This is a genomic window from Alkalibacter saccharofermentans DSM 14828, from assembly GCF_900128885.1.
GTDB classification, from domain to species: domain Bacteria; phylum Bacillota; class Clostridia; order Eubacteriales; family Alkalibacteraceae; genus Alkalibacter; species Alkalibacter saccharofermentans.
Window position 1 is genome coordinate 35841 of record NZ_FQTU01000004.1, and the last position, 19371, is coordinate 55211.

Below are 19371 nucleotides of genomic sequence, written 5' to 3' on the forward strand. Positions count from 1 at the left end.
TAAACGGGTACCCAACAATTCTTGAATCAATTTTTCCATTTCGGAAGGTCGACTATTAATCATCTGTTTTTCTGATGATGGAACATGCTTTGTAACCATCAGGAGCAGAGTTCCTCCATACTCATGAAAACATCATTAGTGTCTACTTTGGCTGCGTACCAGATAGCAATCCCTATTCTGGTTGTATTCAAATCTCGGGTTATTCTTGATTCCTTTTATGTAAGAAACAGGGATTCTCAACACCATACTGACTGTGTTTAGCAATAGCAAAGTACAACTTTGGCAATCAAAAATACAATAGCCAGTACCAACCTTATTGCTTGGTTAATGAGTTCATCATGCGGTAGCTTTTACCTGTAAAAATGAGCATGTGTGAATTGTGCACTATCCTGTCAACGATAGCTGCAGTTAGCTTCTCAGCAAATGGAAAACCTTTCTATCTACCAAGCTCAATATTGGTTGTTATGATGACGCTTTTAGTCTCATAATATGTAGAAATGATATCAAACAACAATCTGTCGCCTTCTTGGTGAAGGGGGAGATACCCCCACTCATCTTATAAAAAGTCATTTATTATGCAAAGCAAGAAGCAAGATACTGATTAAATCAATCAAATCTTAGCTTCAAACTTTACATAATTTTTTTAATAAATGTTTTAAGCCATTCTATCATTTCTTCTTTTTCCTTTGTATAATATTTTTCTACCGACAAAATATTATATGCTCTTTTCTAAGTAGACACTTGAAATAGCAATTATAAAATAATTTTATGATTATTACAATTGCATAAGAGCGGCTCCATTTTGGACAGAGTATCCCTGTCTCATAGACCGTCACTTATAACCAAGCTGGTATTAAAAAAGCTAAACCTCAAAGTATATTGAAGTTCAGCCACTTTTAATTATTAATTATTCAGTTTCTACTAAGATCTCTCCGGTAACTTCACTTTCTTCATTAACAAAGCTGTCCATGATTTCTTGGGTTGCAAAGTAGAGATTCCCTTCGATTGTCGCATCAGTCAATGTGAAGCCTTCCGACTCCGCGTAAACATCTCCTACGAATGTTCCGCTTTGTATTCTGGTATTAGGGCTTATAACTGTAAGCTTGGGTGCAACTAGTGTATATCTGTCAGTTACATTTCTATCTGCATCCTGAGCGTAAAGAGCGATTTTTCTATAAAGTTCAGTACTGGCATCGTCTCTGTTATAAAACTCTCCTTCAATGACAAGCTCATTTTCTGATGTTATATCATTAAGTATAGCTACGATCCAGGTGCCTTCACTTCCTATCGATGCTTCAAATACCTCAGCATCCTCAACCAGCGAAGCAGCCGTTACTGCATCGTTGTCACCGTTTGTTGGGTCTGGATCAGAAGTCGTGCATCCAGCGAACAAAATAATGGAAACAGCAAGCAATGCGATTATTAATTTTAGTTTCATAATATTCCTCCATATTGTTTAATGTATTTTATAGAATAAAAGCAACAGCGGGCGTCTCAAGGGGGGGGTAACCTGCTGTTGCTTAACCCTCATCAAAATGATTTAATTCATTTCAACGTTTTCGCAATCTTTTTGTTCCATTTCGATCGCCCCAATAGTATGATGCAAATAATGCATCACCGCGTGTTTGTAATGCGGGTCGTCTTTCTCAAGTCCCATGAAAGTTCCTCTCGGACCTAATTTGCTTGAAACTTCCTTTATGATTTGTCCTTCGGGATTTTCTCCATGTTCGATTAAGATCTCGACTGCCAAGGCTGGGGCTGCTTTGTATGTTTGAGGTGATTTTGCTGGCGCAGCCATGGCCGAGCTGGTTAGAATCGCTACGACAAGAGCAAATCCTGCTATTTTCTTGATCATATCGCCATACTTCCTTTCAGTTTTGGTTTTCGCTATGCAATTAATATATATAAAATTTATGAAGATATTATGAAGAAAGCATTGAATAAAATTAAGGATTTATATCTCATATGGACGATCAAAGCTTATATCATATGCATCGTTTGCTATAAGCTGTTGATCCCAGAAAGAGTCTATAAACTTTTTTCCGGCAATATTAAACAGTATCTCTATAACCTTTCCAAAACGTATCGGTCTAGCTAGCCTTCTTATATCATATAGGTTAAATTTGCCGTCATTAACTAGATTTTCGATAGCATTTATCATCGGTTCGATCATCTTTTCTTGAGCTTCTATCGGTCTCCCTTGCAGGCTCTCTACGCCACCTTTGATTACCGTGCCCAGATAGGTTCTCCCAAGCTTTATAGATAAATGCTCAAAATACGCTTCTACATAGTATGATTGGCTGCTTTCAGGGAAGCCTGACTGAATAAAAAAGCTTATGCTACCCTCAGATGTGCTTAGACTCTCGATAAATTCCATTACGTGTGAAGGCATAGCGTGGACATATAATGGCATAAAAAACATTACATGCTCATCATGTTTAAATTTTTCTGCCCATTCCTGCCAACTATTTTTTTCTTTTAAATCACGAATCTCAACTTTTTCCCCCAGTTCTCTACTTATTCCTTTAAGTATCAAAGCCGTATTGCTTCTGCTTTTTCTAGGAGATCCATTATAAACCACGAGTTTTTCTATAGATTCCACCGAACCGAATTCTATATTTTTATTTTTTGGTCTTCTCGAGCTTAATGGTACTAATTTTGTCTCTTCATCAATAATTATCCGATAGGCATTAGCTTTAAAATGATAAGCCACACGATACAGATAATCTTCTATGACCTGTTCTTCTGCATCACAAAGAATACTTTTATCAAAATAAAAAACCATATCCGGATAACTTTCATATCTAGCTACATGATGGCATTCACCGCCAACAATCTCTATATGCGGATGGTAGTGAGGAATCGTCCTGTCGAAAAAGGCTTTAGCTCTATGGTTTATAAAACCGTGAGCTGTGTCCATCAACAAAACTACTGTATCGCTATTAATATATTCTTTATAGATTTCTGACATTCGATCATTCATTATGCATCTGCCGGGCGTCTTAAGCCAACAGCTCCAGCAACCGATACAAGAGTTAATAGCCTCTCCTCTTAGATTAAATACTCCTAAAGGTTCATCATATGCGCTTTTAATAATTTCGAGCGTCTTCTCATCTTCTTTTTCTCTTAAATCAAATACAACTTTCATACCTAAAATCATTCCCTTCCATCAATTTGACAAATACTAACTCTTACTATGCGATTTTCGAGCTGTAACTTCTCCCGATATCCGCATCTTCATTATCATCTTTCCTATTAAAAATCACAACAATTTTTATTTGACCGTTCAAATATTCAATAATAAAGCAACATGCTCCACCTTAATAAGACAGCTATTATTCTATCTGTCTTATTAAGGTGGAGCATGTTTATTAGCCGTTAAATTGTTGCTTCATTCCTTTAGAAATTTGTAAATGTATTCAATCTGACTTCTTCATTTCAATCAGCAAAATATGAGAGGTCTTTTCCGCTTTAATAGATATTTCTTCCTCTACTATCTCCATAGCATTCCTCTCTTTTAGAGTTAGTCCATTGATGACTGAAGTTCCCTCTATTTGCACTAGGTATCCTTGCCTTCCCTTCTCCACTGGAAAATCAACCTCTTTTCCCTCATCCAACTCTAAAGAGTAAATATTTGCATCCTGGTTGACTTTTATTTGGGCTTCGCCTTTTTTCCCGGATACCATGTGTAGCCATTTATTCTTCCTGTCTTCCCATTCAAATCTATAATCCCCGTAATCTGGATCGTGATTTTTTGCATCCGGCTTAATCCAAATCTGTATAAATCTCAAAGGGTCTTTCCCATAGTTGTGCTCGCTGTGGTATATGCCTTTCCCGGCACTCATATATTGAACTTGCCCTCTTGTTACGACTTTCTTGTTTCCCATGCTGTCCCCGTGAGTCAATTCACCCGAAACTACGTAGGATATTATCTCCATATCTTTATGGGGATGCGTTTCAAACCCATTTTCAGGCTGGACTATATCATCATTGACTACCCGTAATACACCAAACTCTATTTTATCCGGATTGTAATATTCCGAAAACGAAAAATGAAATATGCTTTTTAACCATCCTCGATCGCTTTTACCCATATCTGTTAATCTCAATACCTTGATCATTTTTTTCTCCTTTCGAGTCAATTTTGTTTTTTCATATCGCTCAAACCATAACCTCAAATTTAAAACCACCGGTATTTAAATATTACCCTGAATGTGCAAAGCATAATCCTGTTTCATATTTATTACTTATGTCGTGCTGACCCTACAATTATGTGGATTTCAGCTGCTTTAAAATTTATTCAGAAGTTTTTATCTTCCATTTTAAATTTTTGCCAAATCAGGCTCCCTTCATTGGCATCTTTACCCATACTATGTATAATCGTCATAATCGAGTCAAAAAAGTCGGCTCGGAGGTATCTATAATTGTCTGTTTTCATCTTGAGCAAAAAAACAATCTCCGTGTCGTATCCAAAGGACACACAACCAAGATTATATATTCCCATGCTAAATACAAAACTGCTCTGTCATATTTTACAGAGCAGTTTTGAAAGTATTTAATCTAATTCGGCCAATATTTGAGCTGTTTTGCTTGTACCTAGTCTGGTACAACCTGCTTCAATCAGCTCCAAAGCAAATTTCAAATCTGTTATTCCTCCAGCTGCCTTAACTTTCATTTTATTTGACACTGCATTTTTCATTATCATGATATCCTTTAGAATTGCGCCACTCATTGCAAATCCTGTTGAAGTCTTTACGTAATGCGCCTCAGCTTCTTCGCACAAATTGCTTGCTATTGCGATTTCCTCTTTTGTGAGGTATGCATTTTCCAATATGACTTTCACAATAGCAGGTGAGGCTTTTACAACTGCTTTAATGTCTTCTCTTACAAAATCATAATCTCCCGACCTCATGGCACCTATGTCAATTACCATGTCAATTTCTACAGCTCCATTGTTATAAGCTTCTTCAGTTTCCTTAGCTTTTATATAGCTGGTATGAGCACCTGATGGAAAGCCAACGACAGTACCGACAGCTGTACTGCTACCAGTTAAAATCTCGGCAGCCATCTTAACTCTGTTTGAATTTACACATACTGATACACAATTTAACTCTTTAGCATAGTTGCATCCTTCTATTATCTCCTCATTGGTCAACTGTGCCCTTAACAATGAATGATCAATATACCTTACCAGTTCTTCCTTGGTTATCTTCATAATGCTTCCCCCCATATCCTTTGATTGTTTTGAAAATAATTTCTTCAATTAGATCTAATCACTTAATGTTTAAGCGTTTTTTTGATATAATATTTTGTGGTTAGATGAATCTTTGATCTATGTCCTGTCTGCAAACATCATATTTCAAATTTTTGTCTAACCAAATATCCCAAATATTCTTATAAATGCCCATGTTATAAAGTTTGCTCTGTCTAGATTTGCGATCTGCGTCGCTCCTTCAGGAAAATCAATACCTGCATTTTGCGCAAGAACGGTCTGAATCGGCGAGATATCGGTTGCTATTACTAGTACTAGTGCCATAATAATGGTGCCAACCAATACTGATCTTACTATATTGCCTCTGCACAAAGCAGCTACCAAACATACAAGAAATGGGATTACCGCTAAGTCAGCAAACGGAAGTACTGTATTACCTGGTATTATTAAAGCTAGAATGATTGTAATTGGAACCAAGACCAAACCTACAGCTATTACAGATGGTTCCCCAAGCGCCACTGCTGCGTCAAGTCCAATATATATATCTCTGTCCCCAAATCTTTTTGACATAAACTCTCTTGCTGCTTCCGAAATCGGAATCAATCCTTCCATAAGTATGGCAACCATTTTGGGCATCAAATACATAACTGCTCCCATTGTAATTGCTAGTTGCAAAATTGCCCCTATTTCAAATCCAGCCAAGAAACCTAGAATAGCACCTATGAAAAGTCCCATCATTACCGGTTCCCCAAATATTCCAAATTTCTTTTGAACATCCTCTGCACTTACATTAATTTTATTTATTCCGGGTATTTTATCAATTAAATAGTTCAAAGGAATAGCCAAAGGCAAGAATCCTAATGCTGTCAAGTGTGGAAAGGACATACCTGGCATCCCAAAAAACTCTTCAATCAAAGGTGCAGTATAATCTGCTAAAACTAAGGCCAGCGCAGATGCTAAACCTGCCGCTACCAATGCCAATACCAAACTTCCAGTTACAAAGTGTACAGCAGCCCCTATGAATGCAAACTGCCAATAGTTCCAAATATCAACATTCATTGTTTTGGTAAGCTTAAAGGTCAACATTAAAAAGTTGATTCCAAGACATACCGGAAAAACGAATGCTACTGAGGACCACGCCCAAGTAATTGATGCCATGGCCGGCCAACCAACATCTATAACCGATAAATTAAGTCCCATTCTATCCAGCATAGCCAGTGCCGCAGGTCCCAATGTTTCTACGAGCAATCCTATGACCAATCCAATTCCTACAAAACCAACGCCTATTACAATACCTGATTTAAAAGATCTTTTGAAACCTGCTCCCATTAAGGTACCTAGCAGGAATATTATAATCGGTAGCATTACTGTTGCGCCCAAACCTAACACATACTGCACTATTGCAATCATCACTATCACTCCTTAGATATATTTTTCATGATTTCAAGTATTTCATTGTCTGTCTTTGCCATATTCACACCCGTCAAATAGTTAATTGCCTGAACCTTCGGTGTCTTAACAGACTCCGGAACTTTTGTGCTTGCAACAATCAAGTCGTAATCGTTAGCTTTCCCCGATACTTCAACAACTTTGCATTGTTCGACACTCGCTTCATAACCGTTTTCTTTCAATAAGTTCTCTACCCTTTTAGCAATAACAGTAGAAGTTGCAATACCTGTCCCACAAGCTATCAGTACTTTATATTTCACACTTTTCACCTCCCCTCATTAGAATTATTATGTAGGGATGCCACCTCTATATGACTCATTAGTGACATCGTTTACATTCATTACCATGTAAAATGACCTTTTCAGATCATTTTACATATTGTTAAGAATCATTTTTCTAGTTTTTCATTAACATATATCAACACTTTGTTAAAGTAGCGATCCCTTGATTTAACTGTATTATAAGCTTCCATGACATTGTCAAAATCAAATCTATGAGTTATCAAATGATCAACTTTGATTTTTCCTATATTCAGGTAATCTATTCCCACTTGCCATTCATCAAATGGCAGTTCCTTATAGTCGTAACACCATGAGCCTCTAACTGTCAGTTCCTTCCTTAAAATTCCTTCAAACACTTTATCATTTATTAAAACATCGCTGTGCGGCGTTCCCATAAAGACAACCCTGCCCTGTTTTCCAGCTACGAGCATGCTATTTTCAACTGTTTTAACTGCACCTGCAGATTCAATTACAACGTCTGCCATCAACCCATTAGTTTCTTTTTCTATTACTTTGTGCACATCATCTTTGATCGCATTTATGCAAATATCAGCTCCAGACTGTTTAGCACAATCAAGCTTTTCATCTATAAGGTCAACTGCAATAACTTTTCCTGCACCATAGTTTTTAGCCAGTTGAATCATTAGATTCCCTATGGGCCCTGCTCCCATTATGCAAACCGTATTTCCAGGTTGAATTTCAGCTTTGGACAAAGTATGGATACCTATTACCAATGGATCCGCTAATGCCGCTTTTTCAAATGGCATGTTCTTGGGAATCTTGATTACGTTTTTGGCAGCTACATTTACGTATTCCTGCAATCCGCCATCAGATCTTGATCCTAAATAATCATAGTCTACACACATGTTTTGATGTCCTGATACGCAATATCTGCATACCCCGCAAGTTACCATTGGATTTACGACTACGTGATCGCCAGCTTTTACATTTGTAACTTTTTCGCCTGTTTTTTCAACCACACCACAAAATTCATGACCTAAAACAGTAGGAAATTTCCATGTCCCTGTATGCCACATCCGCTCTATATCAGTACCACATATTCCTACTACCATAGGTTTTATCAACACTTCCGACTCGTTAATCTCTGGAACAGCCTTTTCCACCATTTCAATTATACCTACGTTTGTCAGTGCTGCAGATTTCATCTTTATCACCCTCACTATTCATCTGTTGTTCATATGAACACTTTAATGTTCATTTGAACAATTCAATTATATAAACTTACACTGATTATGTCAATGTATTTTTATACAACAAATTATTTATTTTTATAATATATATTTTTTTATAACTTCGGATAAAACGCTTTCACTTAAATTTGAACATTTTGGTTTGACTTACAACCTATTTGTACCAAATACCCTTATCTTCTGAGTTGATTAACGTTGATTAACAATGTTCCTATGAATCAAAAATAACAGCCGTATCTTAATAGATACGGCTGTTATTTTTGATTCTATGTCATTTCATCTCTTGAATCACTATATTCACATTTTTAATTATGGAATTTACTTTTATGGCCTTCCTTCTACGGGAAGTTCTGGTTTTTCAGGGGCTTCGGAATTTACTGGCATCTCCGGCTCTTCTGACTTTTCTTCGGTCCCATAATTTTCAGGTGCCTCTCCGTTTTGAGATTTATTTTCTGATGCAGGTATTTCAACTACTGCGTTTCTTTCTTTGTTTTCCGCTTGATTGGCTTTGCCTGCAGCATTTTGTTCCTTCAACTGTGCATTTTCAGCTGGTTTGCCATTTTCTTTTTGATTTTGCGCGTTTTCAGAAGCTTCTTCCGCTCTTTCTCTTCCTTGTGCTCCCTTTGTAGCTGTGAATTCCTTCATTATGTCTCTGACAGGAGTATCAACATAATCCCTTGCATCTTTGCCAAGTAGGTTAACTATGATATTGTATTTGCCGGGAGTCATTCCCATAGCCTTCGCTTCCTGTACCATTTCGTATCCTATGGCTTCAGCTGCTACTTCAGCTTCCACTCCGTTTTCTGCAATTTCCGTTTCCACTGCGCTTTGCAGCTTACCTGCTAATCTTTCGGCTTTTTCTACATTTTTCCCAGTTGCGGCTATCAATATATTTCCGCCTTCTCCATCAAAGTAACCTAATTCATTGACGCGCTCTACAGCCAAAGCCATGGCTTCCTCGATGTTTTTATTTTTTAAGTCTATTCCTTCAAGAACCTCTTGTGCATCTTCATTTGCAGCTTCTATCCCAATGACACGTTCAAACATGTTAACTTCCATCAATATTCCAGGATTGACATCCATGCTCACGTAGTAGGACGGCGTTGCATATGTATATGCTCCCCCTCCAATCATCATGACAAACATCGCTGCTGCTGCCACGATTGCGCTGAATCGTCTTTTTTTTCTCGGTGCCAGTTCTTTCATATCCATTACATCTCCAACTTCCAAATTCGTATTCTTTATTTTTACGATAGTCCCGTCTTCCTGCAGTATTGCAGCATATCCATCTTTAAGCTCCAAAACCGTTGCTTTCATTTCATGCCCTCCTTGATATAAACTAAGTATTCCGATAGATAAGGATAATCTCCATAAAGTATTTCAACCGCTGCTATTATATACTTACGATGGCGCTCCAATATTTTTCGGGGTACTTTTGAATTTTTTTCTATTATTTTTGTCGGCAATCGTTTTAATGCTCGCATTTCTTTCACTAATATAGGATTATCCAAAATATAAGAAACCGCTTTGGCACATGCCTCTTTAGTTTTGGCTGCCTTTGGAGAACAGTCCGCCAAATCCATAAAAGTAAACCTATATTCTTTAAGAACCTGGGTCAAGGCTTCAATTTCCCACTTCAAATTATTATCTTTGGATTCAATAACAGCTTTGTCTTCAATCCCTTCATCCTGACTCTCAAGACTATGTCTCCCTTGAGATCTGTAATAATCAACGAGATTGCGATGAATCAACAGCTCTGCAAAGGAAATGAAGCTTCCCCTCTCGTAATCATATTTCTTTATAGCATCAGAAAATGCCACAAGTGCAACTGACCATTCGTCATCTTTTTTTGATATATAGTGCTTGGCTGTCTTTGAAGCGGTTTTCAATATGAAGAACTCGTGTTTCTCAATAAACATATATAATATCTCATCATCTCTAGCTGCCTTCACAGCCATTTGATCAATTTCTCGGATCGGAATCACCTCACATTTGCATCATGCATTATTACTTATAACTTCAATATTTGAATATCGTATAGGTATGACCGATTATCTCGGCAGCATCACCTATTGACAAGCAACAAGTTTTTTTTATCATCTTGAACCATATTATACGCAACAGAATCAATTTAGTCAAAACTGAGAAGCCGCATCGTTATACGATGCGGCTTCTCAGACTTTGTTAAAAATCAGCTTGATTATTTTGATATTATTCTACTTGATTGATCATGCCCATCAATACTTCCACTTGATGGGTCCCTCCGTCATTTACTAGCGGTATCCCTTTGTCTCCTAGGAGCTTGCCATCCAGCTTCACATGTGCCAGTCCCTTGCTGATTCCCGTTGGATTGTTTACTTTTATCTCGTATAACGTATCCAAATAGTTGTAGCTAATCGAGTAGGATGTCCATTTTCCAGGTATGCTGGGATCAATGATCAGCTTGTTGCCTTCTTTGCTAAAGCCAAGAATATTTTCTAATCCGGCCTTGTATATCCATCCGGCAGCGCCTGTATACCAGCTCCAGCCCCCTCTTCCAATATGCGGCGGCTCTCCATATACATCCGCCGCCATCACATATGGCTCAACCTTGTAAATCCAAGACTCTCTGTGGGTACGCGCATGATTTATTGGGTTAAGAATCTGGAAACAATCCCATGCCTTGTTGCCGTCGCCAAGCTTTGCAAATGCCACCACGGCCCAAGCTGCCGCATGTGTATATTGTCCGCCATTTTCCCTTACACCGGGTAGATAGCCTTTTATATAGCCCGGATCCATGTAGCCATCCGTAAAGGGAGGAGTCAGTAGCTTTATTATGCCTTCATCATCCATCACAAGATAATTCTCAAGGGAATTCATCGCCATTGCCGCTCTTTGGGGATCTGCTGCACCTGAGATCACTGACCATGTTTGTGCAAGCGAATCGATCTTGCATTCACTATTGGTGGCGGAGCCCAAAGGGGTGCCATCATCAAAGTACGCCCTTCTATACCAGTTTCCATCCCATCCATGGGATTCAACTGCGTCTGCGATTTTCCCAGACAACATCAAATACTTGTCTGCCCGATCTCCGTCGCCCATTTCTCGGCAAATTGGTATGATTTTCTGTAGTGTCGAGTACAAAAACCAACTGAGCCAAATGCTTTCGCCTTTTTCTTCTATTCCAATATTGTTCATTCCGTCATTCCAGTCACCCCCGCGTATCAGAGACAAACCATGCGTTCCGAACCGAAGTGCATTATCCACCGATCGAATGCAGTGGTCATAAATTGAGTACTTCTCCAAAGACACCTTCGGTTGGCAATATCTGTCCTCTTCCATTTCCTTGAGCGGTTCCTCTTGGAGATAAGGTGCTTCGCTTCTCAAGATGCCAACATCTCCGCTTATCCTGATATACTCGGCAGTAACATAAGGAAGCCACAAGAAGTCGTCAGAAATTCTGGTCCTTGTCCCCTTGCCCACCGGCTCATGCCACCAATGAAGCACATCCCCCTCTTCGAATTGGTGCTGAGCGTGTTTTACAATCTGCGCTCTTGCCAGAGAAGGCCACGTCGCAGCCAAAGACAAGCTGTCCTGGAGCTGATCTCTAAACCCATAGGCTCCACCGGATTGATAAAACCCTGAGCGTGCCCACATCCTACAAGAAACTACTTGATATTGTAGCCATCCGTTTAGCATGATGTTCATGGACGGATCTGGGGTCTCAACTTGGACTATCTGAAGTTTTTCATTCCAAAAAAGCTCAATTTCCGCTAACGCTTCCTTTGCTTTTTTAACTGTTTTGAACCTGCCTGCAATCTCAAGTGCCTCCTTATGACTTGTTGCCATTCCCATAACAAATACAATCTCTTTTGTCTCATCAGCTTCAAGGCTTACCTTAACCTGCATTGCCCCGCAAGGATTGTACCCGGCGCCTGTCGCGCCCGACAGCGCGTCGTTTTTCAGCCCATCAGGGTAGCCTAGGCCTCCGAGGCCAAAGAACTCTTTTCTGTCACCAGTTACTGTCCTATTCTTTATGGAGGCATCCATAAAGCAAACCCTGTCTGCAAAATCTCTATTATATGGATTTTCTATCATTAAAGCGCCCTCTTCTGTTTGAGAGCTTATTAGATGCATTCCTGTCTCGCTCATGTTGACGCCCATAATCGGCGTCATGTAATAAGTCACATTTAAGTCTTTCTTCTCTTGACTTTCGTTATGCAAACGAACAATACTGATTTTCACAGTGTCGGAAACAGGAACGAACTGAACGAGCTCTTGGTCGATACCATGGCTTTTATGTCTAAATGCCGTGTATCCAAAGCCATGCTCAATTCTATAGGGTTCTTCTTCTCTGATAGGCAGTGGTGTAATCGACCATCGCTCTCCTCCCTCATCACTGATATAAATCACCTCGCTAGGCTCGTCTCCCGTAGAGTCATTAGACCATTTTGTCAACTTGTTTTCTCTGCTGTTTTCGCACCAGGTGTACCCTCCTCCTGATTCCGAAACCAAAAATCCGAAATTGGGATTTGCGATGACGTTCACCCATGGTGCCGGCGTCATTTTATTTTTTTCAAGATTTATTACGTAGCTCTTTCCTTTTTTTCCAAACCCGCCTAATTCATTGAAGAATTGAAGCTCATCTGGCGCTTCCGTTTCATGCTTAAAAAGTGAACGCTTTGTTTTGTCTTCATCAATAGCTCTTTCAGGAGCTTCCAATTGTATTGCGGACTTATCGATATTATCAGTAAAGCCCAAATCGTCTTTTGGCATCTCCGCATTGTCCTGCTCTTCCATCGTACCGCAACTGCCCTCAAAAATCATTCTGGCGCTGGCGTAGAACAGGTTAATCTCCTGAGCCGTCATGCTGCTGGTTTTAAGTATAAAAACGTCTTTGTGGCGGTTCATCACATCCTGGGTCTGGGTAGCATATACTATTTCCGTGATCAATGAATTCAACGGATTATTGTAGCTGTTTTCTTCCCTACTTAAAATAACCAGGTCTACCTTAAGATCTTTCAATCTCCAGTATTCATGGGCTTTCAACAATTCATAAAGCAGCTCCATCTCGTCGATTTTGCTAAGATCCAAAAGAACGATTGGCCTATCTCCTGAAATGCCGTATTGCCATAAGGATTGCTGTCCTTTTTCATTGTTCATGCTCTGCTTATCATACCTTCTCCTTTGAGGACTGATAAATAAAATGTCTGAAATCAAATCCTGATAAAGCTCCATTTCATAAGCTTTAATATTCAAATATTTCGCTTCCACTTGGCTTCTCGTCAAAGCAAGCAGAAATGAAGTCTCGCATGCTTCTACATTATTGTACTTTTCAACCAGTTCCATCACAGATTCTTTGCTGCCTGCTGTCGCAGTAATAAAGAAAACACTTGCCGTGTTTCCAGGTTCAATCCGCACCTTGGCCCTCATGCTAAATATAGGATCAAGGACAGACCCTACCGTATTTGACAAAGGTTTCCCTCGCTCGATGATCTCCGGATTTTTGGTGGTGCAGCCTCTTCCTATAAACTGAGATCGGTCTGTTTCATACTCTATTTCCCCTGTTGATTCCCCATCAATTACCGGTATGCCGGCAACCCATCTGTTTTTGTCAGATTGGCTCCTTGTTCTTCGGTTTGCTAGAAGCACTTTGCGTTCACTGTCAAACTCCGTGCTCACGAAAAGATTGCTAAAAGCAGGATGTGCCAAATCACTGTTCTGGGGAGCCGCTACAAGCTCAAAATAGCTGGTCACTTGAAGCGTATATGGGTTCGACCCAATATTTTTAAGCTGGATCCGTCTTACTTCTGCATCGTCACCTGATGCGACAACGACTTCTGTCAACGTTTCAATATCTCCATCAGTACGTTTATATGCAGCCTTATCCGCCGTGAATACAACTTCGTAGTTTTCCGGAACAACATTCAACGGTGCATAAGTTGAGGACCATTTCTGATTAAGATCCACATTTTCAATATAAAAGAATGTGCCGTAGCTGTCGATAATCGGATCATCGCGCCACCTGGATATAGCCGCATCCCTGGTCCTGCTATATCCTGTACCCTTATCTGTAAGACCAACGAAGTACTTTCCGTTAGATAAGACATGTGCTTTTGGCATTTCATCATTCGGAGCTGTAAAGCGCCTGTACGCCCCTTTGTCGCTGTAGGCTGTTTCTTTGAATGTATGAATTTTTTCTTTGCTATCTTTTGTGAATACAACATTCAGCGGCACTTTTTCCTGAAGCAAAAGTCTCGCAGCTCTTACATATGGATCTTTCCCAAATCTATGTTGCATCGTATCTTCATTAAGATAATTATTTATCGCCACAAGGCTCATGCCTTGATGATGCGCCATGAAGCTCTTTATGATGACTTTTTTTTCTTTTAATGCCAGTCGGTCGGGAGTGTAATCTGCAGCTTCGTAAAAACCATACTCGCCGTCAAGACCTTCCTCTTTCATGTGCTTTATGTTTTTGTATGCAGCCTTAGGATTTACCATAAGTGCTAGAAAAGTCGAATAGGGTGAAACAACTGCATCTTCTGCCAAGCCCCTTTTCAATCCAAGCCATGGCACTCCTATGGCTTTATACTGATAGTTCAAATTTATATCTAAAGCATTGTAGGCAGACTCCGATGTTCCCCATGGCATTTCCCTTTGCTTCCCATATTTCATCTGACTTTTTACTACAAAGGAGTATGTTTCATCTAAAAGCGTGTTTTTATAGCTCCTCATCAATAACAGCGGCATCAAATATTCAAACATCGTTCCGCTCCAGGAAACCAACCCTTTGAAACGATCCACTACCGTTAATGCCCTGCCCAGCATAAACCAATGCTTTGGAGGTATCTCACCTCTTGCAATTGCAATATAACTGGTTTGTCTAGCTTCTGAAGCCAATAGGTCATAATAGGAATTCGTCGGCTTTTTTTCTTCCATGTCGTAGCCGATGTAGAACAGGTCTCTTCGGTCGTTGTATAATGTGGCGAATTTCGTATCCCTGGAAAGATTATCTATCCTTTGAATCAATCTGTCGTATTTTTCAATAAATATCCTTGAATATTGGATAGATTCTTCTGCAGCATTTTTCACCTTTTTCAACCATGCTAGTTCTTTTTCAAAAGTTCCTGTTTCTATTTTTCTAATGTCTTGTTCCAAAACATCACAAAGTTCTGAAATCTTCATGCTTAAATCGTTGAGCCCTTCCAAATCAGGATTCGTTTTCAAAAGCTTAAGCAATTCATTTATTTTTTTATTTATCTCCTTGTCAAATATTAAGTTCGGTTCAATATAAGAAATTTCAACCCAAGGCATAAAACTGCTTATTTCCCGTTGCAGAGATATGGCCATTCGATTATATTTGGCTTTCCATTCACTTTTCATGATTCCCGATAAATTAGAATCCTTTACAAGTCCTTCTAGCGCCTCGTACCAAAGCATAGGATCGTCGTCTTCACTTTGTTCCACAAAGTCAAAAATCCTGCTGTCCTTCGGAATTTCCTGTCCACCTTGAAGACCGGCACGAATCGTATCCCTTAAGCCTTTTATGTAAGTGGCATCAATTATAGGTTTCTCGTGATACTCCTTTAAGCCTTGAACCAAGGTGGTAAGATAGCAAATTAGATTCCCACTATCTACTGTGGAAACATATATCGGGTAGAGGGGTTTAAGGGTACTTGTATCGTACCAATTATATAAATGTCCATTCCATTTTTCAAGCTTCTCAATAGTAGCAATCGTTCTTGAAATTTTCTCTTCCATTTCGATGATTCCCATATATCCCAGGTCTCTGCCCGTAAGCGATGCCATCAATCCCAGCCCTATGTTCGTTGGAGACGTTTTATATGCTACGCCGCTGTATGGCTCCTCCTGATAATTGTCAGGTGCCAGGTAATTGTTTTTCTGGTTTGCAAACTCTTCAAAATATCTCCAAGTTTTTCTCGCAATTTTCCCCAACTCCAACAAATCCCCATCTTCCAGCTTTTCTTCTTCTTTAGGATCGTCTCTGCTAATCAAGTATGCTATGACAGGCGAAAAAAACCAAGCCGTCAACAGTATCACACTTATAGTTATGCTCTCAGGCTTAAAATAGAAAGAGAGGGATGCGATGGCTATACCTGCGGCGCCACTCAAGCCCATAGTCATAAAGTAGCTTTTAATTGAATTCGGTTGTGCCTTGTCTGAATCGGCAGATGTAACCCATTCCAGCATGTTTTTCTTAGTGATAAAGACCCGCTTTAACGTGACTACGATAGCATCCAATGCCATCAATGCCTGATATGGTAAAAAGACGATTCCCAATAGAAACTGGAAAATCGAAGCCTTGATACCAAAAAAGCCCGTTAGATGCCTTTTGACCCTGTCACCTTTGATCCCGGGACTCAAAACTTGAGTAAGCAGAGACAAGGCAAGGGGGAGTCCCATGGAAACAATGCCCAATCCTACCCAAAAAATACCTTCCCCCGGCAGTACGCTTAAGCCTAATCCTATCAGAACCATAACCGAAGGCGTCATAAGACTCCTTCTTAAATTATCTGTCATTTTCCATTTGGAAACACGGGACAAAGGATTCTTTATTAGCGTATTGTTCGTTGTATAGATTCCTCCAAGCAACCACGGCACAAGTTGCCAATCCCCTCGAATCCATCGATGAAGACGGGCCATAAAGGAATTGAACCTTGACGGATAGGCATCCACCAGTTCTAAATCTGAGACTAGGGCAGCCCTGACAAAAGATCCTTCCAACAGATCATGACTCAATATTGCATTTTCCGGCAATTTCCCTTCTAAAACCGTTTGAAAAACTTTCAGATCGTAGATCCCCTTGCCGGTAAAAATACCTTCGCCAAAAAGATCCTGATAAACATCCGATATCGCACTGGCATAAGGATCAAGTCCTTCTTGCCCGGTATAGATCCTTGAAAAAACAGATCTGTTGGAACTGTCGCTGTCGAAGGATACTCTTGGCTGCATCAACCCATAGCCCTTTGTGACAATACCCTTTTCAGTGTCGATTATCGGCTTATTAAGCGGATGCGCCATAGTCCCGATCATTTTTTTTACCATTCCTAGAGGCAAAACCGTGTCTGCATCGAGTGTGATGACATATTTTATGTTTGTATCGGGTAGCAATTCGTTTGAAAAAAAGGTGAAACTAGTATCTTTAGAGCCAAGAAGCAGTTCGTTAAACTCCATTAAAGCGCCTCTTTTTCGCTCCCATCCGGTCCAAGTATTATCAATTTCATTAAATATTCGTTGTCTGTTATAGAAATAAAATATGTCCTTTTTTCCCTTGGCATACTTGTCGTTCAGAGCAACAATCCTATCTGAAGCTTCTTTGATGACGCTTTTGTCCTCTTTATTCTTTTCATAATCCGAATCTTTAAAAGCACCTATTAGCGCAAAATATAAATTTGCTTCCTTGTTTCCCAGGTAATGGTTTTCCATGTTGTCCATAAGTTCGTTGACGCGCTTTTTGTCAGAAAGCAAAGCCGGTATCACTACCATAGCGCTCATGCTGTCCGGGATTCCATCTTTTAATGACAATCGTGGAAAAATCGCTGGCTTTTTAACTCTACCTACAAACCAGTTGGAAATTGATACGACCATCTCTGAGGCGGGTATTATCACCGCGACTGTGGTTAAAATCGCGAAAGCAAGGTAACTCGAAGATGCATGACTTAAGGCGTATGCAATGGCCAAAAGAGTCAGTAGAAAAGTGAATGAAATTATAGAGAACATATATATAACGCCTTGATGAGATTCGAAGTTATTTTTGAGCCTTTTAGAAAAACTGCAGTTTTTTTGATGCCTTTGTTCAAGTTTTGATCGTCCATCATCTACAATGTAATATCCGATGTGACTGCTTCGCTCGTCTTGATTTTCATCATAAAGATCCAAACTGTTAGAAGACATCTCCTTTTGGGCAAGACTCAAAGCCTCTTTTGCGACATAAAGTTCTGAAACCCCATATGTTTTAGCAATCTCTTCAACCTTGTTTTTATAATAAAATCGAGAGTTGATATCCATAAATCTGTAAGTATCTAAAGGATCCTGCACAAGGATTTTTTCGAGATAACTGGCTTCATCATACAACTCAGACCAATTCATGCTTGAAAGATTCTTAAGGCTGACTATATAGTTTCCCATGGAAACTGTGCTGACTGCTTGCGTGTTGTGTTCCTTTTGAGCAATGATTTCCGTCGTAGTATCAAATTTGTCGAGACTTTCGTCGATGTATCGCAAAACGTCGGAATACCTTCGGCCTGATCTTCGCAATCGAAAAAACAGATGTTCAACATAAGATGGATTAGCATTTTCTATCGCATCGCTGATAGCCTTGCCATTGTTTTTGAATAATCCGCTTATTTCATCTGTGTCTACATGGTTTCCTTTAAGCCATTTTTCTACGGTTTCTTCTGCGAGACTCCATTGTTTTCTGGTTTCGAGAACATCCTCACATATCACTCGAATGCTTTCAATAATTGCAAGTCGCAACATAGCAGGTATAACATATAGCTCTCTTTCAAATAGAATGTTATGGGACTGATAAGCTTTGAGATATTTCAATAATGTATCTTCCTCGATTTGACCATGTGTATGAGAAACTAGTTCAATTGCAAGGGCAAAAATCCTGGTAGTCCCTTGATAAGAACCTTTCTTCAATACCGGCAGTTCAAAATAGGTTTTTTTAGAAAGATCCTTGCGCAATCCACTGACCTGTTCTTCTATTACATAGTAATTATCGAGTAACCATTCGGCAGCAGGTGGCAAACCCCGCTTTTTGACAATATCCCCATTTAAATCTTCATAAGCTTGGCGAATAAAATTTGCGTTATCGTTCATGCGCGTTAAAGGCCAGTTCAATCTGTTTTTCTTTGAGGATACTGCATGCTCTAACGACATGCTTCTGGCATGTTCCTCAAGTTCTTCAATAGTCAAAGATGCATCCCGAATGTTAATATTTCGGTGCATTTGCAACCTGCGAAGAACAACCCATACTAGCAATGAAATTAGCGCCACTGCGCCTAATAGATAAATATAATTCATATATTGATTAATCAATTGTTTTGCCTCCTTAAATTTTAAAAAAAGCCACCTTATAAAAGGTGACTTTTGCCGCACGAACCAATTGGCTTGGATTTCCATTTATTAGTATTCTTACTACATTTTAATTATACTACAAAAATGAGCCACTGTCAAAGCGCCTTTAACTTCCAGATTATTTTAAGGAGTC

Annotated in this window: 11 protein-coding genes and 1 pseudogene; all 12 read right to left on the reverse strand. The window is 39.5% G+C overall.

Translation table 11 applies throughout. The features are described 5' to 3' along the window. Positions 1-313: 313 nt before the first annotated feature. Positions 314-544: pseudogene (locus BUB93_RS11535) on the reverse strand (ATP-binding protein); the annotation flags it as partial. 363 nt (positions 545-907) lie between these two features. Continuing rightward, positions 908-1438 (reverse strand): hypothetical protein, encoded by a 531-nt coding sequence (locus BUB93_RS04090; protein ID WP_073269812.1) that lies wholly within the window; start codon positions 1436-1438, stop codon positions 908-910. 102 nt (positions 1439-1540) lie between these two features. Further along, on the reverse strand, positions 1541-1855 hold the full coding sequence (locus BUB93_RS04095) for a hypothetical protein (protein WP_073269813.1): 315 nt from the start codon (positions 1853-1855) through the stop codon (positions 1541-1543). A 99-nt stretch (positions 1856-1954) separates the two neighbouring features. Further along, complete coding sequence (locus BUB93_RS04100; protein ID WP_073269899.1) at positions 1955-3148, reverse strand: flavodoxin family protein; 1194 nt, start codon at positions 3146-3148, stop codon at positions 1955-1957. A 271-nt stretch (positions 3149-3419) separates the two neighbouring features. Further along, positions 3420-4121 carry a pirin family protein gene (locus BUB93_RS04105; protein WP_073269814.1) on the reverse strand — a complete coding sequence of 234 codons (702 nt, stop codon included), beginning with the start codon at positions 4119-4121 and terminating at the stop codon, positions 3420-3422. Positions 4122-4555: 434 nt separating this feature from the next. After that, a complete protein-coding gene (deoC, locus tag BUB93_RS04110) occupies positions 4556-5215 on the reverse strand; it encodes a deoxyribose-phosphate aldolase (RefSeq protein ID WP_073269815.1) in 660 nt (219 codons plus the stop codon). A gap of 156 nt (positions 5216-5371) precedes the next feature. Beyond that, the gene (locus tag BUB93_RS04115; RefSeq protein ID WP_242945340.1) at positions 5372-6622 is read right to left on the reverse strand and encodes a PTS galactitol transporter subunit IIC; all 1251 of its coding nucleotides are present in this window, start codon (positions 6620-6622) and stop codon (positions 5372-5374) included. A gap of 5 nt (positions 6623-6627) precedes the next feature. Continuing rightward, positions 6628-6921: a PTS sugar transporter subunit IIB gene (locus BUB93_RS04120; RefSeq protein ID WP_242945346.1), complete on the reverse strand. Its 294-nt coding sequence runs from the start codon at positions 6919-6921 to the stop codon at positions 6628-6630. Between the two features lie 128 nt (positions 6922-7049). Continuing rightward, entirely contained in the window at positions 7050-8108 is a 1059-nt protein-coding gene (locus BUB93_RS04125; protein ID WP_073269817.1) for a galactitol-1-phosphate 5-dehydrogenase, read from the reverse strand. Between the two features lie 369 nt (positions 8109-8477). Continuing rightward, positions 8478-9470 carry an anti-sigma-I factor RsgI family protein gene (locus tag BUB93_RS04130; RefSeq protein ID WP_073269818.1) on the reverse strand — a complete coding sequence of 331 codons (993 nt, stop codon included), beginning with the start codon at positions 9468-9470 and terminating at the stop codon, positions 8478-8480. Further along, a complete protein-coding gene (locus BUB93_RS04135; protein WP_159432058.1) occupies positions 9467-10072 on the reverse strand; it encodes a sigma factor in 606 nt (201 codons plus the stop codon). Before BUB93_RS04135 ends, BUB93_RS04130 begins: the two co-directional genes overlap by 4 nt. 292 nt (positions 10073-10364) lie before the next feature. Further along, positions 10365-19199, reverse strand: coding sequence for a glycoside hydrolase family 94 protein (locus tag BUB93_RS04140; protein WP_242945352.1), 8835 nt, complete (start codon positions 19197-19199; stop codon positions 10365-10367). Positions 19200-19371: the final 172 nt, after the last annotated feature.